Genomic DNA, 21,474 nt, shown 5'->3' with positions numbered 1-21,474 from the left:
CGGTGCGAAGTGCCGCTTCAGGCGACCAGCGCAGCATGCATCTGCTGCAGCTTGGCGCGCACCGAGGTATCGAGCACTTCATCACCGACCAGCACGCGCACGCCACCGATCAGCGACGGGTCCACGGTGACCGTTGGATTGAGCTTGCGGCCGAATTTCTTTTCCAGCAGTGCGACCAGTTGCGTGACCTGGGCATCGTCAAGCGCAAAGGCGCTGGCGATGTCTGCGTCGGCAGCGCCAAGCTGGGCGTTCTTGAGCACCTGGAACTGCGCGCCGATTTGCGGCAGCAGGCTGATGCGGCCATTTTCGGCCAGCATCTGCAGGAAGTTCGAAGCCTCAGGGGTCAACGGCGACTTGACGAGCGAGCCCAGCGTCGCGACGAGGTCGCGGGCCGTCACGTTCGGATTGGCGGCAAACGCCTGCACATCAGGGTTGGCGCCGACTTGTGCCAGTTCGGACACGAGTTCGGACCAGGCTGCCATGTTGCCTTGTTGGGCAACACGGAACAGCGCTTCGGCGTAGGGACGGGCGACGGTTGCGAGTTCAGCCATGATTACAGCTCGGCCGACAGTTGCGTCAGCAGGGCGGCATGCGCATCTGCATTCACTTCGCGCTTGAGGATCTGCTCGGCGCCTTTGACGGCCAGTGCGGCCACCTGGCCACGCAGTTCTTCACGCACGCGCGTCACTTGCTGCTCGGCGTCGGCGCGGGCAGCGGCAACGATACGGGCGGCTTCTTCAGCAGCGGTCTTCTTGGCGTCGTCGATGATCATCTGCGCGCGCTTCTCGGCGTCGGCGATGCGCTTCTGGCCTTCATCACGGGCGGTTGCCAGTTCGGCTTGCACGCGCTTTTCGGCGGCGGCGAGGTCGGCCTTGCCACGGTCGGCGGCGGCCAGGCCGTTGGCGATCCTGTCGGCGCGCTCGTCGAGCGCTTTCATCAGCGGCGGCCACACGAATTTCATCGTGAAGAGCGCCAGGACGAGGAAGACGGCGAGCTGTGCAAACAGAGTTGCGTTAAGGTTCACGGTATTTTCCTTCTCACAAAAACGGACGCCGAACCGTGATGGTTCGGCCCTTCAAAACCAGACTGCCCCGGAATTAAACTGGTGGGGTGAACGGATTTGCGAATGCGAACAGCATGGCGATACCAACGCCGATCAGGAATGCCGCGTCGATCAGGCCGGCCAGCAGGAACATCTTGGTCTGCAGGGTGTTCATCAGTTCTGGCTGACGTGCAGAAGCTTCGAGGTATTTACCGCCCATGATTGCGATACCGATACAAGCACCGATAGCGCCGAGGCCGATGATCAAACCGCAAGCCAGTGCAACAAAAGAAAGGTCAGTCATGTTTACTCCAAAAAGTTAATTTAAGAACTAGATTAAAAACTACAACTTCGTTACAACCACTATCTTGTTCGATGCTTGCGGCGCCGATCAGTGGCCTTCGTGGGCCTGACCGAGGTACACCAGCGTCAGCATCATGAAGATGAATGCCTGCAGGAACACGATCAGGATGTGGAAGATCGCCCAGATCGAGCCGGCAATCACCTGGCCGGCGAAACCGAATACGGTTGCCGTCGAGCCAAGCAAAGCGATCAAGAGGAACAGCAGCTCACCGGCAAACATGTTGCCGAACAGTCGCATACCGAGCGAGACCATTTTTGCTGCATATTCGATGATGTTCAGCAGCAGGTTGAACGGCGCCATCCAGATGCCGAACGGTGCTGCGAACAATTCGTGGAGCCAGCCGCCGAAACCCTTGATCTTGATGCCGTAATAAATCATCAGGATGAGCACGCCCAGCGAAATGCCGATGGTGCCGTTCAGGTCGGCGGTTGGAACCACGCGGTGATACGGGAACAGGTGCTCGACGCCGAGGGCGCTGAAGGCGGCCGAGAACAGGTCGACCGGCAGGAAGTCCAGCGAGTTCATCAGGGCGACCCAGACGAACACGGTCAGCGCCAGCGGAGCGATGAAGCTGCGGTCGCCATGGACGATGGTCTTCGACTGGTTGTCCACCATTTCGACGAGGATTTCGACAGCAGCCTGGAAGCGGCCCGGCACGCCGGAAGTCGCCTTGCGCGCGGCCATCCACATGACCAGCAGGGCCAGCACACCCATCGCAATCGACCAGAACATGGTGTCGTAGTGGATGATGGAGAAGTCGACCGGACCTTCCTGGTGGTGGTTCGACAGGTGGCCCAGGTGGTGCTTGATGTACTCTGATGCGGTGGGCGCGTGATTTGCTGCGCCTTCTACGGTTGTCGTCATATCAGTGCCTAAATAATAAGAATATGTAACTTTTTAGCGCCACGATGAACCCGGCGAGAAGCGCCAGCCAGTTCAGGTCACGGTACAGCGTAGCGGTCAGCCACAACAGGGCGACCGTCAGTGCAATCTTTACAAATTCCCAGATGAAAAATGTTGCAGGGTTGGTCCCGCCAGGCTTTTGGGTGCCGGCAAACAGACGTACCGCCATGATGGCGTTCGGGACCACACAACAAATTCCGCCGAGTACCGCCGAAATGGCCGCAGACCACCCCCCCAGCAAGGCGGCGAGGACGCCAACCATCGCTGTCGCGATCAATTGCAGGGAGACCAGGCGCAACATTTTTATTTTCTCGCCTTGGCCATTAGAACCGAGTTACGGTGTGGTAATTACATGAATCAGCGGGATTATAAGTTCCTTCGTGCTTGTGAGTCAAACGATTCCAGTTGTGCAGGAGTATGCATTTGGGCTGGAAATGTGACTTAAATATTGGTAGAAAGCGCCGTTTTCGCTGTCGTTTGCGGCCAAAACAGGGTGCAGGAAGCGGAAATGAAAAGGCCGGCAAGGCGCCGGCCGCTACAGTAGTTTTACTGTTGCCTTTCTGCACCAGCTCGCATTTGTCCGCGTGCCGGCTGCGGTACCGGTTTATGCGCGCAGCCGGGCCAGCACGCCTTCGAGGATGTCGAGGTCGGCAAAATCGATGATCATCTGGCCACGGCCCTTCGGCCCCATCTTGAACACGACCGGGGTCGCCAGCTTGTCCGACAGTTCTTCTTCCAGGCGCACGATGTCGCCCGACTTGTCCTTCTGGCGCGGCGGCTGGGCGCCGCTGGCCTGCTCTTCCAGGGCCTTGGCGACGAGCTTCTCGGTTTCGCGCACCGACAGGCGTTTGGCGATGACCTGGTTCGCCAGCGTGATCTGGCTGGCGCTATCCACGGATAACAGCGCCCGGGCGTGGCCCATGTCGATGTCGCCGGCCATCAGCATGGTCTGCACCGGTCCGGCCAGGTTCACCAGGCGCAGCAGGTTCGACACGGCGCTGCGCGAGCGCCCTACTGCCGTGGCCGCCTGCTCATGGGTAAAGTCGAAGTCCGAGATCAGGCGCGCAATGCCCTGCGCTTCTTCCAGTGGATTCAGGTCTTCCCTCTGGATGTTCTCGATCAGGGCCATCGCGGCGGCGGACTGGTCGTCCACTTCGCGCACCAGCACCGGGATCTCGGCCAGGCCGGCGATCTGCGCCGCGCGGAAGCGCCGCTCGCCGGCGATGATTTCGTAGCGGCCGCCGTCGACCGGCCGCACCAGCACCGGCTGCATCACGCCCTGGCTTTTGATGGACGCGGCCAGTTCGTTCAGCGCGCCCTCGTCCATCCGGGTGCGCGGCTGGTACTTGCCGGCCTGGAGCTGGAGGATGGGCAGCGAGGACGGCGCCCCAACTGGTGCCGGTTCGGCATCACCGCCCAGCAGTGCATCGAGACCGCGGCCGAGGCCCTTGAGTTTTTTCGTCGCCATTGTGGATAACTCTCTTATTTACATTGTCTTGATGCGCTCGACCATCTCGGCCCCGAACGCGATATACGCCTGCGCGCCTTTCGACGACGGATCGAAGGTGACGCCGGGTATGCCGTACGACGGCGCTTCGGCCAGGCGCACGTTGCGCGGGATGATGGTTTTGAAGACCTTGCCGCCGAAGTGCTGCTCGAGCTGGGCCGACACCTGCTGCGACAGCGTCATGCGCGGGTCGAACATCACGCGCAACAAGCCGATGATCTTCAGGTCGGTGTTCAGGTTCGCATGGACCTTCTTGATCGTGTTGACCAGGTCCGACAGTCCCTCGAGCGCGTAGTACTCGCACTGCATGGGAATGATTACGCCATGCGCGGCGCACAGGCCGTTCAGGGTCAGCATCGACAGGGCCGGCGGGCAGTCGACCAGGATGAAGTCGTAGTCGGCGTCCACCGCGGCCAGCGCATCCTTCAGGCGGCGCTCGCGGTTGTCGAGCTCAACCATCTCGACTTCGGCGCCGGCCAGTTCGCGGTTGGCCGGCAGCACGTCGAAGCGGCCGGCTTCGGAACGCAGGCGCGCATCAGTCACCTGCGCTTCGCCGAGCAGCACCTGGTAAGTCGATGCCTTCAAGGAGGCCTTGTTGATGCCGGCCCCCATCGTCGCATTGCCCTGCGGGTCAAGGTCGACCAGCAGCACACGCTGGTTCAGCTTGGCCAGGCCTGCCGACAGATTCACGCTGGTGGTCGTCTTGCCGACGCCGCCCTTCTGGTTTGCAACGCAAAATATTTTTGCCATCTATTCTCATCCGGACACTGCAACATCAGGTCATACCGTTAATATCTTTTAAACCGAATAAACGGTGTAATTGGTTTAAACGGTATAAATCATTTATATCGTTAGGCTTGTTACGCCGATCTGGAGATGAAAACCAGGTGGCGTTCCGCTTCCAGTTTGGCCACGCTCAAAGGGCGCAATTCCTGTACTTTCCACTCGCCTGGCAGCCGCTCCTGCTCCTCCGGTGGCGCCACCCCTTTCAGGGCAATGAATTTCCCGCCCTCGGCCAGCAGGTGCCCGGACCAGTTGACGAAATCGGACAGGTCGGCAAAAGCGCGCGAGGTGATCACGTCGAAGGGCCCGGCCTGCAGGTCCTGCACCTTCATCGTGTACACCGTCACGTTCGCCAGTCCGAGTTCCGCCTTGACCTGGGTGAGGAAGGCGGTTTTCTTGTGCACGGTGTCGATCAGCGAGACTTTCATGTCCGGGCGCGCGATGGCCAGCACGATTCCGGGCAACCCGCCCCCTGCCCCGACGTCGAGCACGTTGCGGGCATCGAAAAATGCCGGCACTGCGGCAAGCGAATCCAGCAGGTGGTGGGTCACCATCTGCATCGGGTCGCGCAGCGAGGTCAGGTTATAAACACTGTTCCATTTGGCCATCAGCGCCAAATAATCCATCAGCTGGCTGCGTTGCTCGGGGCCGACGTTCAGGCCCATTTCGTTGATGCCGTCGTCCAGGACTTGCGCGAGACGCACGCGGTCAAAACCCTTCACTGTGCGGTCTCCTCGTCGGAAGTGGCGGTAAAACCTTTCGCGCCGCGTTTTTTCAGGTGCACCAGCAGCAGGGAAATGGCCGCCGGGGTGACGCCGGAAATGCGCGAAGCCTGGCCGAGGGTTTCCGGACGCTGTTTATCCAGCTTCTGCCGCACCTCGAAGGACAGGGCGCCGATCTCCAGGTAGTCCAGGTTATCGGGCAGTTTCAGGTTTTCGTAGTGGTCGTGGCGCTCCACCTCTTTTGCCTGGCGGTCGATATAGCCGGCATATTTCAGCTGGATTTCCACCTGTTCCTTGACCGCCGGATCGGCCACGCCGGGGCCGGCCAAGGGCTGGCCTTCGTTGCCCGTCATCGTCATCAAGGTGTCGTAGCCAACGTTCGGCCGGCGCAGCAGGTCGGCCAAGTTGTATTCGCGCTCGAGCGCCTGCCCCACGACGCGTTCGGACTCGCTGGCGGCCAGGATACGTGGGTTGACCCAGGTCGAGCGCAGGCGCTCGAGTTCGCGGGCGACCGCTTCGCGCTTGGTCTCAAACGCGGCCCACTGCGCATCGCCCACCACGCCGAGCTTGCGGCCGATTTCCGTCAGGCGCATGTCGGCATTATCTTCGCGCAGCGACAGACGGTATTCGGCGCGGCTGGTAAACATCCGGTACGGTTCGGCCACGCCCTGGGTCGTGAGGTCGTCGACCAGCACGCCGAGGTAGGCTTCCGAGCGGCCCGGGGTCCAGGCTTGTTCCCCTTTGGTTTGCAGCGCGGCGTTCATGCCGGCGAGCAGGCCCTGGGCCGCGGCTTCTTCATAGCCGGTGGTGCCGTTGATCTGGCCGGCGAAGAACAGCCCGCGAATCGCCTTGGTCTCTAACGACGCTTTCAGGCCGCGCGGATCGAAATAATCGTATTCGATGGCATAGCCGGGACGCAGGATAAACGCGTTTTCCATGCCTTTCATCGAGCGCACCAGGGCCAGCTGCACGTCGAACGGCAGGCTGGTCGAGATGCCGTTCGGGTAGATTTCGTGCGTGTCCAGGCCTTCCGGCTCGAGGAAGATCTGGTGCGACTCCTTGGAAGCAAAGCGGTGGATTTTATCTTCGATCGACGGGCAATAGCGCGGGCCGACCCCTTCGATGACGCCGGTATACATCGGGCTGCGGTCGAGACCGTTGCGGATGATGTCATGGGTTTGCGCATTCGTGTGCGTTACCCAGCACGGCACCTGGCGCGGGTGCATCGCCGCATTGCCCATGTATGAAAAGACCGGTACCGGATCGAGGTCGCCCGGCTGTTCCGCGAGCACGGAAAAGTCGATGCTGCGCCCGTCGATGCGCGGCGGCGTGCCTGTTTTCAGGCGCCCTTGCGGCAGCTTCAGTTCCTTCAGGCGGCTCGACAAGGCCACGGCGGCCGGGTCGCCGGCGCGTCCGGCCGTATGGTTTTGCAGGCCGACGTGGATTTTACCGTCGAGGAAAGTACCGGCGGTCAGCACCACGGCACGGGCGCGGAACTGCAGGCCGATCTGGGTAACGGCGCCAACGACGCGGTCGCCCTCCACCATCAGGTCGTCCACGGCCTGCTGGAACAGCCACAGGTTCGGCTGGTTTTCGATGCGCGAGCGGATCGCCGCCTTGTACAGGATGCGGTCAGCCTGGGCGCGCGTCGCCCGTACTGCCGGGCCTTTGGACGAGTTCAGGATGCGGAACTGGATGCCGGACTCGTCGGTGGCAATCGCCATCGCGCCGCCCAGGGCGTCCACTTCCTTGACCAGGTGGCCCTTGCCGATCCCGCCAATCGAGGGATTGCAGGACATCTGGCCCAGGGTTTCAATGTTGTGCGTGAGGAGCAGAGTTTTCTGTCCCATGCGCGCGGAGGCCAGCGCGGCCTCGGTGCCGGCATGGCCACCGCCGACGACGATGACGTCGAATTCAGTTGGAAATAGCATGATGGAAGAGTGATCGGAAGAGAACGGCAGGGAGCCTAATTCGCGATTATAGGATCTTTTATCGCCGCAGACTCAGCTCGTCCAAAAAACAGGCTTGCTTTTGTTTCACGTGGAACACACTCGGATGGGTTTCTCACTACGTTCCACGTGAAACATTTTTGACAGCGCGACGGCCCAGGTCGTAAAAAAAGCCGGGAGGTCCCGGCTTTGTTTCACGTGAAACAATCAGTGCAAGCGCTCAGCTCGCCAGCTTTACGACCGCATCGAATGCCGTTTTCACGATCAAGGTGGACACGACGACGAGGAATAATTTGCGCACGAAGGCACTGCCGTGCTTGATCGCCAGCTTGGTGCCGACGAGCGAACCGGCAATCTGGCAACCCGCCATTAGCAGACCGAGCTGCCACAGCAGGTGTCCGCTGTACCCGAACCACATCAGCGCCGACAGGTTGCAGGCCACGTTGACAATCTTCGCCGCTGCCGAGGCGCTGAGGAAATCGAAACCGAAAAAGCGCACGAACAGGAAGATCAGGAAGCTGCCGGTACCCGGGCCGAAAAAGCCATCATAGAAACCGATGGCGGCGCCGATGCCCACCGCCCACCAGCGCTCGGCCACGCCGCTGTGCACCGGCGCATGGACTGAACCCAGGTCTTTCTTGCGGAAGGTATAGATGGCCACTGCCAGCAGAATAAAGGGCAACAAGGCGCGCACGAAATCGCCGGGCACCCGCGTCACCGTCCAGGCACCGACGAAGGACAGGGCAAACGCGGCCAGTGCCGCCGGTGCGGCGGCGCTCCAGGCGACCCGCACCCGGCGCGCGTAATTCACGGCCGCCGCGCCGGTACCGCAAATACTGGCCAGCTTATTCGTGCCCAATAAAGTGGCAGGGACCTCTTTCGGCAGGAAGGAGAAGATCGCGGGAACCTGGATCAAGCCGCCGCCGCCGACCACGGCGTCCACCAACCCGGCGAGGAAGGCTGCGCCGCCGAGCCACACAAAATCAATCATCACCTGCGTCCCGCTATATTGAAGAGGTGAAATTGTACGGCAACCGGGCCGCCCAACGCGGCCACATGTTCCGCTTCTGGTGTAAGCTGACCCGATCTTCTTACGTGAACACGACCATGACCGCCTTCGCTTTCAGCACCGTCGCCAGTATCGTTTCCGAAGCCCACGCCACTGCCCGCCTAGGGCAACTGGTTACCGAACGCTTCGCCGGCACGCGCCGCGCCTTGCTCGTCACCGATGCCGGTTTTCTGCGCACCGGCCTGCTCGACGGTCCGCGCGCCAGCATGGAGCAGCTCGGCATCCGGACCAGCGTCTTTTCCGGCGTCGTGGCCGACCCGGCGGAGGACATCGTGATGGACGCGGTCGCCTTTGCCAGAGCCGACGAAATCGACCTGGTCATCGGCTTTGGTGGCGGCAGCTCGATGGACGTAGCCAAGCTGGTCGCGGTACTGACGGACAACGAGCAGCCGCTGGCCAGCATCTACGGGATCGGCAATGTAAGGGGAAAGCGGTTGCCGCTGGTGCAGGTCCCGACCACGGCCGGCACCGGCTCCGAGGTGACAAATATCGCCATCGTCACCACCGGCGCCACCACCAAAATGGGCGTGGTGGCGCCGCAGCTGTATGCCGACCTCGCCATCCTCGACGCGGCATTGACGCTGGGCTTGCCGCCGCTGGTGACGGCCGCCACCGGTATCGACGCCATGGTGCATGCGATCGAAGCGTATACCAGCAAGCACAAGAAGAACCCGATCTCCGACGTGCTGGCGCGTCAAGCGCTGACCCTGCTGTCCAGCAATCTGATTCCGGCCTGTAAACAGGGCAGCAACCTGGCCGCGCGCCAGGCCATGCTGCTGGGCGCCTGCCTCGCCGGCCAGGCCTTCTCGAACGCGCCGGTGGCGGCGGTGCATGCGCTGGCCTATCCGATCGGCGGCATTTTCCATGTGCCGCACGGGCTGTCGAATTCACTCGTGCTGCCGCATGTGCTGCGTTTTAACGCGCCGGAGGCGGCGCCCCTGTATGCCGAACTGGCGGGCGTGGTCGTGCCCCATGCGAGCGGCAGCATCGAAGCGCGGACTGAAGCCTTGATTGTTGCGATGCAACAGATGGCGCGCATGACCGGCATCCAGACGAGTTTAGGTCAGGTAGGGATCACCGAAGATGACCTGGACCGGCTTGCAGACGATGCCATGCTCCAGACCCGCCTGCTCGGCAATAACCCGCGCGAGCTGACGCGCGCCGATGCCTACGCGATCTACGCCGCCGCGCTATAGCCCTGTATTGGCGTGGACCTGGGCTTCAGCCCTGGTGCCCGCGCTCCCAAAAAAATCGAGCAACAGGGCGTTGACGCGCTCGGCCGCGGTGACCTGCAGCCAGTGGTCGGCGCCGTCGATGCGCTCGTAGCGGAAGGTGTTCGATACATAGCGGGTCGAGTCGACCATCTGCTGTTCTCCCAGCGCCGGATCGAGACTGCCCCAGATCCCCATGACCGGCACCGTGACCGGTTCGTTCCTGGTCGCGAACATCAGGCCGCGCGGCACGTTCGCCCGGTAGTAATTCAGGGCCGCCGTCAGCCGACCCGGGTCGGCCAGGCTGCGGCGCCAGTACGACACTTGCGTCCGGTCGGACGTGAAATGCTGCAGCAGGTAAAAGTCGGCGGCCCTCAAGGACTGCTCGGCCAGCCCCGGCACCATGAACCACAGCATGTAAGCGGTGCGCAGCTTCTGGTCGATGCCGGCACGGGTAAAAGCGGCCGGGTGGCCGGCCGAGAGCGCCACGTATTGTTCAATGCGCTCCGGCGTATCCATGCACAGCATCCAGCCTACCAGCGCACCCCAGTCGTGGCCGACGAGGCGTGCCTTCGCAATGCCGAGCGCATCGAGCATGGCCAGCACGTCGCTGCAGACGTGCTCGAGCCGGTAGGCCGACACGGCGGCCGGCGCATCGGTCTGGCCATAGCCGCGCAGGTCGGGCGCCAGCACCCGGTAGCCGGCGGCGACCAGCGGCCCCACCTGCTTGCGCCAGACCATGTGGGTGTCGGGAAAGCCGTGCAGTAACACCACCGCCGGCCCCTGCCCTACGCTGCGCACATGCATGTGCAGCCCGTTCACATGCAGCCGCAGCGATTCTTCCTTCATGCCGTCTCCTGGTCGTTTACGGAGACCATTCTAGATCCTTCCTGGTCACGGCCGCGCTTGCCACGCTCGAGCAGCGCCTGGAGCTCGCCGACGATCCCGCGCCGGAACACCAACACGCAGACGATGAAGATCAGCCCGGTCACCATCCCGACCGACTCGCCGAGCGACCCGAACCAGGCCACGCCGGTCTGCTCGGCCAGCGACGTGCCCAGCTCGCCCAGCTTGTTTTCCAGCGCCACGATCAGGAAGGCGCCGATCACCGGCCCCGCCATCGTCCCCATGCCGCCTACCAGCGTCATCAGCACCACCAGGCCCGACATGGTCCAGTGCACGTCGGTCAGGGTCTCGAAGCCCAGCACGAGCGTTTTGGTGGCCCCTGCAAGGCCTGTGAGGGCGGCTGACAGCACGAAGGCCAGCAGCTTGTAGCGGTCGGCGTCATAGCCCAGGGAAATGGCGCGCGGCTCGTTTTCCTTGATGGCTTTGAGTACTTGCCCGAAGGGTGAGTGGACGACGCGCACGATCAGGGCAAAGCCGGCAACGCAGATGGCCAGCACGATGTAGTACAGGGTCAGGTCGTTGGCCAGGTCGAACACGCCGAACAGGCGGCCGCGCGGCACGCCCTGCAAGCCGTCCTCGCCGCCGGTGAACGGGCTGCGCAGCGCCGCGAAATACACCATCTGCGCCAGCGCCAGCGTGATCATCGAAAAATAGATGCCCTGGCGGCGGATGGCGAGCGCGCCGACCACGAAGCCGAGCAGGCTGCTGGCCGCCACCCCGGCCAGGATGCCGAGCTCGGGCGAGAATCCCCAGGACGCCAGCAGGTAACCCGTGACATAGCCGGCGCTGCCGAAAAAAGCGGCATGCCCGAACGAGAGCAGGCCCGTGAACCCGATCAGGAGGTTGAAGGCGCAGGCGAACAGGGCGAAGCACAGCAGCTTCATCAGGAAAACGGGATAGCCGAAGAACGGCGCCGCCAGGGCAAGCGCCAGCGCCAGCGCATACAAAAATGTCTTCTGCATCTACTTCTCCTTCCCGAACAGGCCGGCCGGACGCAGCAGCAGCACGATGACCATGACGACGAACACGACCACTTCCGAGCCTTCCGGGTAGTACACACGCGTCAGTCCCTCGATCACGCCCAGCAGCAGGCCGGTGACGATCGAACCCAGGATCGAGCCCATGCCGCCGATCACGACGACCGCGAACACGACGATGATCAGGTTCGAGCCCATCAGCGGCGTGACGTTGATGACGGGCGCCGCCAGCACCCCGGCCAGGCCGGCCAGGGCGACGCCGAAGCCGTAGGTGAGCGTGACCATGCGCGGGACATTGATGCCGAAGGCTTCGACCAGTTTCGGGTTTTCGGTACCGGCGCGCAGGTAGGCGCCCAGCCGCGTCTTTTCGATCACGAACCAGGTACCGAGGCAAACGCTCAGGGAGGCGGCGACCACCCAGGCGCGATAGTTCGGCAGGATCATGAAGCCGAGGTCGGTGGCGCCGGCCAGGCTGTCCGGCACGTCGAGGGTCTGGCCGGAGACACCGAAGAAGGAGCGGAACAGGCCCTCGAGCAGCAGCGTGATGCCGAAGGTCAGCAGCAGGCCATACAGGTGGTCCAGCTTGTAGAGCCAGCGCAGCATCGTCTTTTCGACCAGGATGCCAAAGGCGCCGACGACCAGCGGCGCGAGCACCAGCATCATCCAGTAGTTCAGACCATACGAGGTTACGCCGATAAAGGCGATGAAGGCGCCCATCATGTACAGCGCGCCATGCGAGAAATTGATGACGTTTAATAGGCCGAAGATGACCGCCAGGCCGAGCGAGAGCATGGCGTAGAACGAGCCGTTGACCAAGCCCAGCAGGAGCTGGCTCATCAGGGCTTGCAGGGGGACTCCGAAGATTTCCATAGTTGCCCAAACAAAGATGGCGCAATGTGCGAAGGTTCGTTGAACGCGTGGGCGGGATAATAGTCCCCCGGACTGTTATCCCCCCGCCCACCCGACGCCGGTTTGCGGAACGTTAGCTTTTCTCGGAGGGCCCTAGGGTGGGCGGCTCGTAATTCAGGCCCCCGGCCTGAATTACCTCACGCGTTCAAATCACACTTGCAACCCTGCGGCAATTGCTCAAAATTAAATCACTTCCACGCCACGCACTTCGTTTCCGCCTTGGTCGTGTACGCGTGCTCCCCCGGGATGATCGCCACCCGCTTGTAGTAATCCCACGGATACTTCGACTCGGCCGGCGTTTTTACCTGCATCAGATACATGTCGTACACCATCCGCCCGTCACCGCGGATCTGGCCATTCTTGGCGAACATGTCGTTGATCTTGCGTGACTTCAAATGCGCCATGACCTTGGTCGGGTCGTCCGTGCCGAGCGCCTTGACCGCGTTCAGGTAGTTCACCGTCGCCGAGTAATCGGCCGCCTGGAGCATCGACGGCTGCTTCTTCATCGTGGCGAAATAGCGCTTCGACCAGGCCCGGGTCTCGGGATTCATGTCCCAGTACCAGCCGTCGGTCAGGTACATGCCCTGCGTCGTGTTCAGCCCCAGCGTGTGGACGTCGTTGATGAACACCAGCAGGCCGGCGATCTTCATCTTTTTCGTCAGGCCGAACTCGCGTGCGGCCTTGATCGCGTTGATGGTGTCGCCGCCCGCGTTCGCCAGCCCCAGCACCTGCGCTTTCGACGACTGCGCCTGCAGCAGGAAGGAGGAGAAGTCGGACGCCGACAGCGGATGCCGCACGCTGCCCAGCACGGTGCCGCCGTTTTTCTTGATGACCTCGGCGGTGTCCTTTTCGAGCGAATGGCCGAAGGCGTAATCGGCCGTCAGGAAATACCAGCTCTTGCCGCCCTCCCGGATGACGGCCGAGCCCGTGCCCCGCGCCAGCGCCACGGTGTCGTAGGCGTAGTGCACGGTATACGGGGAACACTGTTCGTTGGTCAGTTGTGCGGAACCGGCGCCGATGGCAATAAACACTTTTTTCTTTTCTGCCGCAACCTTGGCCATGGCGAGGCTGGCGCCGGAATTCGTGCCGCCGATGAGCATGTCGATGCCGCCCTGGTCGAACCATTCCCGCGCCTTCGAGGCGGCAATGTCGGGCTTGTTCTGGTGATCGGCGACCATGAACTGGATTTTCTTGCCGGCGATAGCACCGCCCAGGTCGGCAATGGCCATGCGCACGGCTTCGGCGCCGCCCTTGCCGTCGATATCCGAATACACGCCGGACAGGTCGGTGATCATGCCGATCTTGATGGTGTCGCCGCTGATCTGGGCTGCGGCAGGCAGGTTCACGCCGGCCAGGGCCGCGCTGGCGGCAAGGGCGAGGATGGTGCGTTTCATGTCGTCTCCATGTTTTACGTTAAACCTTCTTAGACACCGAGCAGTTCGGTGAGCACTGGCATGCGCGCTTCCAGCTCGCGCGCTTCGACCGTTTCGACGATCGCGCCATGCTCGACGACGTGGAAGCGGTCTGCCAGCGGCGCGGCAAAGCGGAAGTTCTGCTCGACCATCAGGATCGTGTAGCCGCGGGCCTTGAGCGTGGTGATGGTGCGCGCCAGGCTCTGCACGATGACCGGCGCCAGCCCTTCCGAGATTTCATCGAGCAGCAGCAGGCGCGCGCCGGTGCGCAGGATGCGCGCGACCGCCAGCATCTGTTGTTCGCCGCCCGACAGGCGCGTGCCCTGGCTGTGCCGGCGTTCATGCAGGTTCGGGAACATCGCGTAGATCTCGTCGAGCGACATGGTGTTGCCGGCATTCGCCAGCGCGGGCGGCAGCAGCAGGTTTTCCTCGGCCGACAGCGAGGCGAAGATCCCCCGCTCTTCCGGGCAATAACCGACGCCGAGGTGGGCGATGCGGTGCGTCGGCAGGCCGCTTGACTCCACGCCATGGATGCGGATCGAGCCGCTGCGCCGGCCCGTCAGGCCCATGATGGCGCGCAGCAGGGTCGTGCGCCCGGCCCCGTTGCGCCCCAGCAGGGTGACGACTTCTCCCGGCGCCACCGCCAGGTCGATGCCGTGCAGGATGTGCGATTCGCCGTACCAGGCCTGCAGGTTCCGGATCTCGAGCGCCGCCGCCACGGATGTGCTCATGGATGGGCTCACGGATGGGCTCATGCGGGCGCTCCATCTGGCGTGCCCATGTAGGCCTCGATCACCTGCGGGTTCTTCGACACCTCGGCATAACTGCCTTCGGCCAGCACGGCGCCGCGCTGGAGTACCGAGATGCGGTCGCAGATACCGGAGACGACGTTCATGTTGTGCTCGACCATCAGGATGGTGCGCCCTTGCGCCACTTTTTTAATCAGGGCCGTTACGCGGCCCACGTCTTCGTGGCCCATGCCCTGGGTCGGCTCGTCGAGCAGCATTAGTTCCGGTTCCATTGCCAGCGTGGTGGCGATCTCGAGCGCGCGCTTGCGGCCGTAAGGCAGGTCGGCGGTGACGCTGTCGGCCAGGTTGTCCAGGTCGACCTCGCCCAGCAGGGCCATGGCGCGCGCGTCCAGCTGCTGCAATGAGCGTTCGCTGCGCCAGAAATGAAAGCTCGTGCCGAGCTGGCGCTGCAGGCCGATACGGACGTTCTGCAGCACCGTCAGGTGGGGGAAGACGGCGGAAATCTGGAAGGAGCGGATGATGCCCATGCGCGCCACCTGCGCCGGGCGGGCGCGCGTGATGTCGCGGCCATTGAACAGGATCTGCCCGGAACTGGGCCCCAGGAATTTGGTGAGGAGATTGAAACAGGTGGTCTTGCCGGCGCCGTTCGGGCCGATGAGGGCATGGATATGGCCGCGCTGCACGCTCAGGTCGACGTTATTGACGGCTGTAAAACCCTTGAATTCCTTCGTCAGGCGCTTCGTTTCAAGAATCACATCCGCCATCGTCTCTCCAGGTCGTTATTCAACGTCTGTTTCACGTGCTACGGCGCACCTCTTGGCAAATATTACACAGTTCAGCCAGGGGCGACAATACGCGTGGAGATGTGCGGGGCTGCACAAACGAGGCGTCTGCGCCCACCGATTGTGCAAAATTAAACAGCTGGGACGCGCACCGCCGAGATGTTGACTGCAGTATTGCCCGCAGCGATCAGCGCGGCCGCCTTTTCCGCGATCATCAGCGTCGGCGCATTCGTATTCCCCGAGGTAATGAAGGGCATGATCGAGGCATCGACCACGCGCAGGCGATCGACGCCGATCACGCGCAGTTCGCTGTCGACGACGGCCAGCGGATCGGTCCTGATCCCCATCTTGCAGGTGCCGACTGGATGGAAAATCGTGGTGCCGATCAGGCCGGCGGCCTGCATCAGCTCTTCCTCGGTGCGGTAATGCGGCCCCGGCTTGAATTCCTGCGGCTGGTAGCGGGCCAGCGCCGGGGCGCCGACGATGCGCCGCGTCAGGGCCAGCGCGGCGGCGGCAGTACGGCGGTCGGCCTCCGTCGACAGGTAGTTGGGTGTGATTTTCGGCGCGGCATAGCTGTCGGTGCCGGCCAGGCGCACGTGGCCGCGCGAAGTCGGGCGCAGGTTGCAGACGCTAGCCGTAAATGCGGGAAAACCATGCAGCGGGTCGCCGAATTTTTCCAGAGATAAAGGCTGGACGTGGTATTGCAAGTTCGGCGTCGCCTGCTCTGGGCCGGAGCGCGCGAATGCACCGAGTTGCGACGGCGCCATCGACATCGGCCCGCTGCGCAGCAGCGCGTATTCGAGGCCAATCTTCATCTTGCCGAACCAGCTGTTGGCGCTGGTATTCAGGGTTTTCACACCGCTGACTTTATAGACCATCCGCAACTGCAAATGGTCTTGCAGGTTCTCGCCGACCCCGGGCGCATCGACCACGGGCGTGATCCCGTGGCGCTGCAGGTGGCCTGCTGCGCCGATGCCCGACAATTGCAGGATATGGGGCGAGCCGATCGCGCCGGCGGCGAGCAGGGTTTCGCGGTGGGCGACGGCGGTAAACGCGCGCCCGCCCCCGGTAAACTGCACGCCCCGGCAAAACTTGCCATTGCCTGATTCTTCTACCAGCAAGCGCTCGACATGGCAGCCGGTCATGATGGTCAAATTCGGCCGCTGCGCCGCCGGCTTCAAGAACGCTTTCGCGGTATTCAGGCGAATCCCGCGCCGCTGGTTGACCTCGAAATAGGAGGAACCGGCGTTGTCCCCGGTATTGAAATCGTCGACCTTGCCGACCCCGGTCTCTTCCAGCGCGTCGCGAAAGGCATCCAGGATTTTCCACGACAGTCTCTGCTTTTCGACGCGCCATTCGCCCCCTGCCCCGTGCAGCTCGCTGGCGCCCCGATAATGGTCTTCGCTCTTTTTGAACAAGGGCAGCACCTGCTCCCAGCGCCAGGAATCGTCGCCGCAGGCTTCGGCCCAGCGGTCGTAATCGCCGCGCTGGCCGCGCATGTAGATCATGCCGTTGATCGACGAGCTGCCGCCCAGGACTTTTCCGCGCGGATAGATCAGGGCGCGGCCACCGAGTCCGGGATCCGGTTCGGTATTGAACAGCCAGTCGGTGCGCGGATTGCCGATGCAATGCAAATAGCCGACCGGGATATGGATCCACAGGTAATCGTCGCGCGCACCGGCTTCGATCAGGAGCACGGTGACGTCTTTATTGCGCGTCAGGCGATTCGCCAGCACGCAGCCCGCGGTACCGGCTCCAACGATGATGTAGTCATATTCTCCAGCCGATTCCACGCACGCTTCTCCTGTCAGGACTGCAAGGACTGTAACTCGGCGGCGAGCAGCTCGACCAGGCGCCCGGCCGGCATCGGCCGCGCCCGGGCAAATTCGGTGCCGGCCCACATCGACATCAATTCGGTATCGCCACTGGCGGCCGCTGCCGCACGGATCGGGCCGGTGAGCGCGTTCTGGATCGGATAAGGCGGCACTCGTGCCTCCACGGCTGCCATCTGCTGCATGAAGCGGTTCTCGATGCCTCGCGCATAGCGGCCGGAAAAGCTGCGCGTCAGCCTGGTGCTGCCGCTGCCCCCAATCAGGCGTGCCTTGTAGGCCGGGTGGATGCCCGCCTCGTCCGTCACGAGGAAGGCGGTGCCCATCTGCACGGCGCGCGCGCCTGCTGCCAGTGCGCGTTTGATGTCGGCGCTAGTCATGATGCCGCCGGCGGCGATCACGGGAATCGCCACTGCCGCTGCCACCTGCGGCCACAGTTCACTGGCCCCCAGCGTTGCGTCTTCCTGGCGCCCGATGAAGGTGCCGCGATGCCCGCCCGCCTCGACGCCGGAAGCGACCACCGCGTCGGCCCCGAGCGCCTGCCATGCCAGCGCTTCCTCGACCGTGGTCACGGTGCCGACGACGAGGATGCCGGCCGCATGCAGACGTTCCACCTGGCCCGCTTCGAGGATGCCGAAGGTAAAACTGGCGGCCGCCGGGCGCAGCGCCACCAGGGTATCGAACTGCGCCGCGAAGTCTTCGTTCCATTTCTTTGGATGCGGCAATTCGCTCCAGCCGAGGCTGGTCCAGACCGGTCGCAGCAAGTCGATGGCGTGCTCGACTTCCTCGTCCGTCGGGGCCGGTGTGCCCTGCACGAAAAAATTCAGCATGAAGGGCCGACTAGTGAGCGAGCGAATGCGTGCGACCTGTTCCTCGATGACCTGCGGCGCCAGCAGCGAACCGGGAAACGCGCCGAGTCCGCCGGCATTCGACACGGCAGCGACCAGCTCGGGCGTGCAAGCGCCACCAGCCATCGGCCCCTGGATGACAGGCACATCGAATAATGCTTCGAATTCCATGTCTCCCTCCGCTCGTCAGTGTCAGTCCAGGAAATGAAGCTTACCAGATCGTAAACGGAACGCCAGAGGGGCATCTGTGGATAAGGTTCTTGATATCCACAGGTACGGTTTGTGCAGAAATGGGGCTTTTTCCCTGGCCCGAAATCTTGTTCAGATTTGCCAACTCGGCGATACAACAGCAAACCACGGCTTATACAGCCCGTAAACCAATGATTTCACTTCCGTTAACCGACTTATCCACAGAAAATGCCACTTGTTAACACTACTACTAACCTTGTATACATACTTTGGTTGTAAACCTGAGACGCTGTGCGCGAAGCGCTTCGAAATTTTTTTCATGGTGGCCTCGAATTGTTGGGTTGACGCGTCAAGCCGGTCTCGGCCAGGTTCGTCCGGGCTCGACTGGTCGACTTTGCCGGCAAGCTGCACTGCGCCAGGCAACCTGCTGTGCTGCAGACCGCCCTGCCCCGATGCCGGCTGTGGACAAACTCATGTATATCCACAGGAGCGAATGTGCAGAACGGCCGCCGTTTGCACCGGCCCGAAATCTGTACGCATTCCGTGCAAGCTGGATACAAGGCTTGTTCAGCACATCCGACATCACGTAAACCCTTGACCTTGTGGAGAAATTCGCTGTTATCCACAGTTCAGGGGGGCGTTTACTACTACTACCAGTTTTGTATACATCTCTTGTTATTAAATAGATGAAGAAGGCAAAGTTCAAAAGCGGAGCGCGAATGCTGGTGGTTTTGCCAACGGTCGTGGCTGATTTGCTGCTCAATGGTTTGGCACGAGATAGAAGAGGCTAAAGCGGGTGCAACCAGACACGTCCAGACTGAGCAACTGGTCGACAGCGTGGACTCAAGAGCCTTTCGTGGCCGGTCCACTTTACAAAAACGTCGTGGCTAACAATTTGCAGGCTAAAAGAGATCATGGTCCAGCTGCTCGTATCGCAAGCAAGTGACCGTGGCGTAACGTAGGGTGGACTCGTAATGCAGGCATCTAGGCTGCATTACTCCACGAGGTTGACCGTCAGACAGCCGCAAACCCCGTTTTGCCAACAAAAACCCGAACTGAGCCACCTCACCTGTGGAAAACACCCTGCATATCCACAAGACCCAATGTGCAGAAACACGTTTACTGAAGACAACTGTTTTTTTCTCCAACATCCGTGCAAGCTCGATACAATCCTTGTCCCGCTCGTTCGGCAGCACGTAAACTGCTGATCTTGTGGAGTAAACCCTTCTTATCCACAGCAAAGTCGACGTTTACTACTACTACCAGCTTTATATATACATTTATTACTGTAAACATCTGAAAGAGCGGAAAAGCAGGACAACCCGCTTCCGGCAAAGGCGAAAACACCTGAAACACGCCTGTATCTCATCCAACCTGGCAAAAAACGAACAAAAATATGCGTCTCGGAATCATCAGCGCGCTGTACGAAGAACAACAGGGGCTCGTGGAAGCCATGCAGGGCCCCTACAAGCTCATCCATGGTCAGCGCGAGTACTGGGTCGGAAAGCTCTTTGAAATCGACGCTGTGTGCGTCCTGTCGCGTATAGGCAAGGTTGCCGCAGCCATGACAGCGACAACGCTTGTGGAAAAGTTCGGAGTTACGCACATTCTGTTTACCGGCGTTGCCGGCGCTGGGGACAAAACGGTGCAGGTGGGGGACATCGTGGTGGCCGAATCGCTGGTCCAGCACGACATGGATGCCAGTCCCTTGTTTCCACGCTTTGAAGTGCCGCTGACCGGCCTGTCGCATTTTCCGGCCGATCACCGCCTGGGAACGCGGCTGGCCGATGCGGCGCAGGCTTTCCTGGACCGCGATTTCGAAGAAGCCATCGATGCACGCGAAAAAACCGTGTTCGGGTTGGTGCAACCGCGCATCCACCGCGGCCTGGTGGCCAGCGGCGACCAGTTTGTGAACGATGCCAGCCACATCAACAGCCTCAACGATGCCCTTCCCGGGCTGGTGGCGGTCGAAATGGAGGGGGCGGCAGTGGCCCAGGTGTGTTACGAGCTCGGCGTGCCCTGTGGGGTGGTCAGGACGATTTCGGACAACGCCAATGAAAACGCGGCCACCGACTTCATGCGTTTCGTGAAGTCAGTGGCCGCGCGGTATGCCTTTCACATCGTCAGGCGCTTTTGCCTGCAGGCGGATAAGGTTTCAAGTGAGGGTTGAAACTGAAGTTCAGGCCAGCAGAGAGTCGGCCGGCACGTAGTCGTAGCCCAGCGTTTCCGCCACGGCCTGGTAGGTGACTTTACCGAGACCGACGTTCAGGCCATTGCGCAGGTGGATATCCTCCGCCAATGCACGCCGCCAGCCTTTGGTCGCCAGTGCCACGGCGTGCCCGATCGTCGCGTTATTCAGGGCAAAGGTGGAGGTGCGCGCCACGGCGCCCGGCATGTTCGCCACGCAGTAATGCACCACGCCATCGACGACGAAGGTCGGGTCGGCATGGGTAGTGGCGCGCGAAGTCTCGAAACAGCCACCCTGGTCGATCGCCACGTCGACCACGACGGCGCCCTTCTTCATGCGTGAAATCATGTCGCGGGTGACCAGTTTCGGCGCCGCCGCGCCCGGCACCAGCACGCCACCAATGACGAGATCGCTCGAGAGCACGGCTTCCTCGATCGCATGGGCGTTCGAATACAGGGTCGCGATGCGATTGCCGTAAACCAGGTCGAGCTGGCGCAGGCGGTCGATGTTTTTATCGAGCACGGTCACGCGGGCACCGGTGCCAACCGCCATCTGCAAGGCATTCGTGCCGACCACCCCGGCGCCAATGATGACCACATGACCCGGCGCCACGCCCGGCACGCCGCCCAGCAGCAGGCCCATGCCGCCCTTCGATTTCTCGAGGTGGGCGGCGCCGGCCTGGATCGACATGCGCCCCGCCACTTCGCTCATCGGCGCGAGCAGCGGCAAGCCACCGCCCTGGCCGGTGATGGTTTCGTAGGCAATGCAGACCGCGCCTGATTTCACCAGCGCCGCCGTCTGTTCCGGATCGGGGGCCAGGTGCAAATACGTGTAGAGAATCTGGCCTTCGCGCAGCATTGCGCATTCGCCCGGCTGCGGCTCCTTCACCTTCACGATCATGTCAGCGCGGGAAAAAATCTCCTGCGCCGTCTCCACGACCGATGCGCCGGCGGCCAGGTATTGTTCATCCAGCAGGCCGATCTCGCTGCCGGCGTTCTTCTGGACAATCACTCCATGCCCCCGTGCGACCAGTTCGCGCACGGAAGGCGGGGTCAGGCCGACCCGGTACTCGTGGTTTTTTATCTCTTTTGGAACGCCAACTAGCATGTCTTCCTCCAATTTTTAAACGACAAAA

Annotated in this window: 21 protein-coding genes; 2 read left to right on the top strand and 19 right to left on the bottom strand. The window is 62.1% G+C overall.

Going from position 1 to position 21,474, the window contains the following annotated elements; genetic code table 11:
• Positions 1 to 17: 17 nt before the first annotated feature.
• The 10 genes from ACFPN5_RS09755 to ACFPN5_RS09710 form a co-directional block, all read right to left on the bottom strand.
• Positions 18 to 551 carry a F0F1 ATP synthase subunit delta gene (locus ACFPN5_RS09755; protein ID WP_379782590.1) on the bottom strand — a complete coding sequence of 178 codons (534 nt, stop codon included), beginning with the start codon at positions 549 to 551 and terminating at the stop codon, positions 18 to 20.
• Between the two features lie 2 nt (positions 552 to 553).
• The gene (locus tag ACFPN5_RS09750; RefSeq protein ID WP_379782588.1) at positions 554 to 1,024 is read right to left on the bottom strand and encodes a F0F1 ATP synthase subunit B; all 471 of its coding nucleotides are present in this window, start codon (positions 1,022 to 1,024) and stop codon (positions 554 to 556) included.
• A gap of 73 nt (positions 1,025 to 1,097) precedes the next feature.
• Entirely contained in the window at positions 1,098 to 1,346 is a 249-nt protein-coding gene (gene atpE, locus ACFPN5_RS09745) for a F0F1 ATP synthase subunit C (RefSeq protein ID WP_171087272.1), read from the bottom strand.
• Between the two features lie 87 nt (positions 1,347 to 1,433).
• Positions 1,434 to 2,270 carry a F0F1 ATP synthase subunit A gene (atpB, locus tag ACFPN5_RS09740; RefSeq protein ID WP_379782586.1) on the bottom strand — a complete coding sequence of 279 codons (837 nt, stop codon included), beginning with the start codon at positions 2,268 to 2,270 and terminating at the stop codon, positions 1,434 to 1,436.
• A gap of 1 nt (position 2,271) precedes the next feature.
• Complete coding sequence (locus ACFPN5_RS09735; RefSeq protein ID WP_379782584.1) at positions 2,272 to 2,610, bottom strand: ATP synthase subunit I; 339 nt, start codon at positions 2,608 to 2,610, stop codon at positions 2,272 to 2,274.
• Positions 2,611 to 2,913: 303 nt separating this feature from the next.
• Positions 2,914 to 3,777 carry a ParB/RepB/Spo0J family partition protein gene (locus ACFPN5_RS09730; protein WP_379782582.1) on the bottom strand — a complete coding sequence of 288 codons (864 nt, stop codon included), beginning with the start codon at positions 3,775 to 3,777 and terminating at the stop codon, positions 2,914 to 2,916.
• A gap of 18 nt (positions 3,778 to 3,795) precedes the next feature.
• The gene (locus ACFPN5_RS09725) at positions 3,796 to 4,566 is read right to left on the bottom strand and encodes a ParA family protein (RefSeq protein ID WP_379782580.1); all 771 of its coding nucleotides are present in this window, start codon (positions 4,564 to 4,566) and stop codon (positions 3,796 to 3,798) included.
• 110 nt (positions 4,567 to 4,676) lie between these two features.
• On the bottom strand, positions 4,677 to 5,321 hold the full coding sequence (rsmG, locus tag ACFPN5_RS09720) for a 16S rRNA (guanine(527)-N(7))-methyltransferase RsmG (protein WP_379782578.1): 645 nt from the start codon (positions 5,319 to 5,321) through the stop codon (positions 4,677 to 4,679).
• The gene (gene mnmG / locus ACFPN5_RS09715) at positions 5,318 to 7,252 is read right to left on the bottom strand and encodes a tRNA uridine-5-carboxymethylaminomethyl(34) synthesis enzyme MnmG (protein ID WP_379782576.1); all 1,935 of its coding nucleotides are present in this window, start codon (positions 7,250 to 7,252) and stop codon (positions 5,318 to 5,320) included. The genes rsmG and mnmG overlap by 4 nt, the downstream gene beginning before the upstream one ends.
• 238 nt (positions 7,253 to 7,490) lie before the next feature.
• Positions 7,491 to 8,261 carry a sulfite exporter TauE/SafE family protein gene (locus ACFPN5_RS09710; protein ID WP_379782573.1) on the bottom strand — a complete coding sequence of 257 codons (771 nt, stop codon included), beginning with the start codon at positions 8,259 to 8,261 and terminating at the stop codon, positions 7,491 to 7,493.
• Positions 8,262 to 8,377: 116 nt separating this feature from the next.
• On the opposite strand from ACFPN5_RS09710, the gene ACFPN5_RS09705 reads away from it, so the two are divergent.
• Positions 8,378 to 9,535, top strand: a complete 1,158-nt coding sequence (locus tag ACFPN5_RS09705) for an iron-containing alcohol dehydrogenase (RefSeq protein ID WP_379782571.1) — start codon at positions 8,378 to 8,380, stop codon at positions 9,533 to 9,535.
• Here ACFPN5_RS09705 and ACFPN5_RS09700 read toward each other — a convergent pair.
• The 8 genes from ACFPN5_RS09700 to ACFPN5_RS09665 all read right to left on the bottom strand — a co-directional run bounded on the left by ACFPN5_RS09700 (position 9,530) and on the right by ACFPN5_RS09665 (position 18,133).
• Positions 9,530 to 10,399 (bottom strand): alpha/beta fold hydrolase, encoded by an 870-nt coding sequence (locus ACFPN5_RS09700; protein ID WP_379782568.1) that lies wholly within the window; start codon positions 10,397 to 10,399, stop codon positions 9,530 to 9,532. The genes ACFPN5_RS09705 and ACFPN5_RS09700 overlap by 6 nt on opposite strands.
• A complete protein-coding gene (locus ACFPN5_RS09695) occupies positions 10,396 to 11,418 on the bottom strand; it encodes a branched-chain amino acid ABC transporter permease (RefSeq protein WP_379782566.1) in 1,023 nt (340 codons plus the stop codon). The genes ACFPN5_RS09700 and ACFPN5_RS09695 overlap by 4 nt, the downstream gene beginning before the upstream one ends.
• Positions 11,419 to 12,303, bottom strand: a complete 885-nt coding sequence (locus ACFPN5_RS09690) for a branched-chain amino acid ABC transporter permease (RefSeq protein ID WP_379782564.1) — start codon at positions 12,301 to 12,303, stop codon at positions 11,419 to 11,421.
• Between the two features lie 227 nt (positions 12,304 to 12,530).
• On the bottom strand, positions 12,531 to 13,736 hold the full coding sequence (locus ACFPN5_RS09685) for an ABC transporter substrate-binding protein (RefSeq protein WP_379782562.1): 1,206 nt from the start codon (positions 13,734 to 13,736) through the stop codon (positions 12,531 to 12,533).
• 29 nt (positions 13,737 to 13,765) lie between these two features.
• Positions 13,766 to 14,473, bottom strand: coding sequence for an ABC transporter ATP-binding protein (locus ACFPN5_RS09680; protein ID WP_379783107.1), 708 nt, complete (start codon positions 14,471 to 14,473; stop codon positions 13,766 to 13,768).
• Between the two features lie 32 nt (positions 14,474 to 14,505).
• On the bottom strand, positions 14,506 to 15,267 hold the full coding sequence (locus tag ACFPN5_RS09675; protein ID WP_379782560.1) for an ABC transporter ATP-binding protein: 762 nt from the start codon (positions 15,265 to 15,267) through the stop codon (positions 14,506 to 14,508).
• A gap of 149 nt (positions 15,268 to 15,416) precedes the next feature.
• Positions 15,417 to 17,078 carry a GMC family oxidoreductase gene (locus tag ACFPN5_RS09670; protein ID WP_379782558.1) on the bottom strand — a complete coding sequence of 554 codons (1,662 nt, stop codon included), beginning with the start codon at positions 17,076 to 17,078 and terminating at the stop codon, positions 15,417 to 15,419.
• Between the two features lie 14 nt (positions 17,079 to 17,092).
• Positions 17,093 to 18,133, bottom strand: a complete 1,041-nt coding sequence (locus tag ACFPN5_RS09665; RefSeq protein WP_379782556.1) for an NAD(P)H-dependent flavin oxidoreductase — start codon at positions 18,131 to 18,133, stop codon at positions 17,093 to 17,095.
• A gap of 1,414 nt (positions 18,134 to 19,547) precedes the next feature.
• Between ACFPN5_RS09665 and ACFPN5_RS09660 the strand changes: the two genes are divergently transcribed.
• Entirely contained in the window at positions 19,548 to 20,321 is a 774-nt protein-coding gene (locus ACFPN5_RS09660) for a 5'-methylthioadenosine/adenosylhomocysteine nucleosidase (RefSeq protein WP_379782554.1), read from the top strand.
• Between the two features lie 9 nt (positions 20,322 to 20,330).
• Here the strand turns inward: ACFPN5_RS09660 and ald are convergent, their stop codons facing one another.
• Positions 20,331 to 21,446, bottom strand: coding sequence for an alanine dehydrogenase (gene ald, locus ACFPN5_RS09655; RefSeq protein WP_379782552.1), 1,116 nt, complete (start codon positions 21,444 to 21,446; stop codon positions 20,331 to 20,333).
• Positions 21,447 to 21,474 lie beyond the last annotated feature (28 nt).

Source organism: Massilia niabensis (assembly GCF_042655085.1).
Classification (GTDB): domain Bacteria; phylum Pseudomonadota; class Gammaproteobacteria; order Burkholderiales; family Burkholderiaceae_D; genus Telluria; species Telluria niabensis.
This window is presented reverse-complemented; position numbering and strand designations above follow the sequence as displayed.

What these genes read in the sequence shown, in the direction of transcription:
- ACFPN5_RS09755 (WP_379782590.1), bottom strand. Translation starts at nt 551, where the DNA reads ATGGCTGAACTCGCAACCGTCGCCCGTCCCTACGCCGAAGCGCTGTTC.
- atpE (WP_171087272.1), bottom strand. Translation starts at nt 1,346, where the DNA reads ATGACTGACCTTTCTTTTGTTGCACTGGCTTGCGGTTTGATCATCGGC.
- atpB (WP_379782586.1), bottom strand. Translation starts at nt 2,270, where the DNA reads ATGACGACAACCGTAGAAGGCGCAGCAAATCACGCGCCCACCGCATCA.
- ACFPN5_RS09735 (WP_379782584.1), bottom strand. Translation starts at nt 2,610, where the DNA reads ATGTTGCGCCTGGTCTCCCTGCAATTGATCGCGACAGCGATGGTTGGC.
- ACFPN5_RS09730 (WP_379782582.1), bottom strand. Translation starts at nt 3,777, where the DNA reads ATGGCGACGAAAAAACTCAAGGGCCTCGGCCGCGGTCTCGATGCACTG.
- ACFPN5_RS09725 (WP_379782580.1), bottom strand. Translation starts at nt 4,566, where the DNA reads ATGGCAAAAATATTTTGCGTTGCAAACCAGAAGGGCGGCGTCGGCAAG.
- mnmG (WP_379782576.1), bottom strand. Translation starts at nt 7,252, where the DNA reads ATGCTATTTCCAACTGAATTCGACGTCATCGTCGTCGGCGGTGGCCAT.
- ACFPN5_RS09710 (WP_379782573.1), bottom strand. Translation starts at nt 8,261, where the DNA reads ATGATTGATTTTGTGTGGCTCGGCGGCGCAGCCTTCCTCGCCGGGTTG.
- ACFPN5_RS09705 (WP_379782571.1), top strand. Translation starts at nt 8,378, where the DNA reads ATGACCGCCTTCGCTTTCAGCACCGTCGCCAGTATCGTTTCCGAAGCC.
- ACFPN5_RS09700 (WP_379782568.1), bottom strand. Translation starts at nt 10,399, where the DNA reads ATGAAGGAAGAATCGCTGCGGCTGCATGTGAACGGGCTGCACATGCAT.
- ACFPN5_RS09695 (WP_379782566.1), bottom strand. Translation starts at nt 11,418, where the DNA reads ATGCAGAAGACATTTTTGTATGCGCTGGCGCTGGCGCTTGCCCTGGCG.
- ACFPN5_RS09690 (WP_379782564.1), bottom strand. Translation starts at nt 12,303, where the DNA reads ATGGAAATCTTCGGAGTCCCCCTGCAAGCCCTGATGAGCCAGCTCCTG.
- ACFPN5_RS09685 (WP_379782562.1), bottom strand. Translation starts at nt 13,736, where the DNA reads ATGAAACGCACCATCCTCGCCCTTGCCGCCAGCGCGGCCCTGGCCGGC.
- ACFPN5_RS09675 (WP_379782560.1), bottom strand. Translation starts at nt 15,267, where the DNA reads ATGGCGGATGTGATTCTTGAAACGAAGCGCCTGACGAAGGAATTCAAG.
- ACFPN5_RS09665 (WP_379782556.1), bottom strand. Translation starts at nt 18,133, where the DNA reads ATGGAATTCGAAGCATTATTCGATGTGCCTGTCATCCAGGGGCCGATG.
- ACFPN5_RS09660 (WP_379782554.1), top strand. Translation starts at nt 19,548, where the DNA reads ATGCGTCTCGGAATCATCAGCGCGCTGTACGAAGAACAACAGGGGCTC.
- ald (WP_379782552.1), bottom strand. Translation starts at nt 21,446, where the DNA reads ATGCTAGTTGGCGTTCCAAAAGAGATAAAAAACCACGAGTACCGGGTC.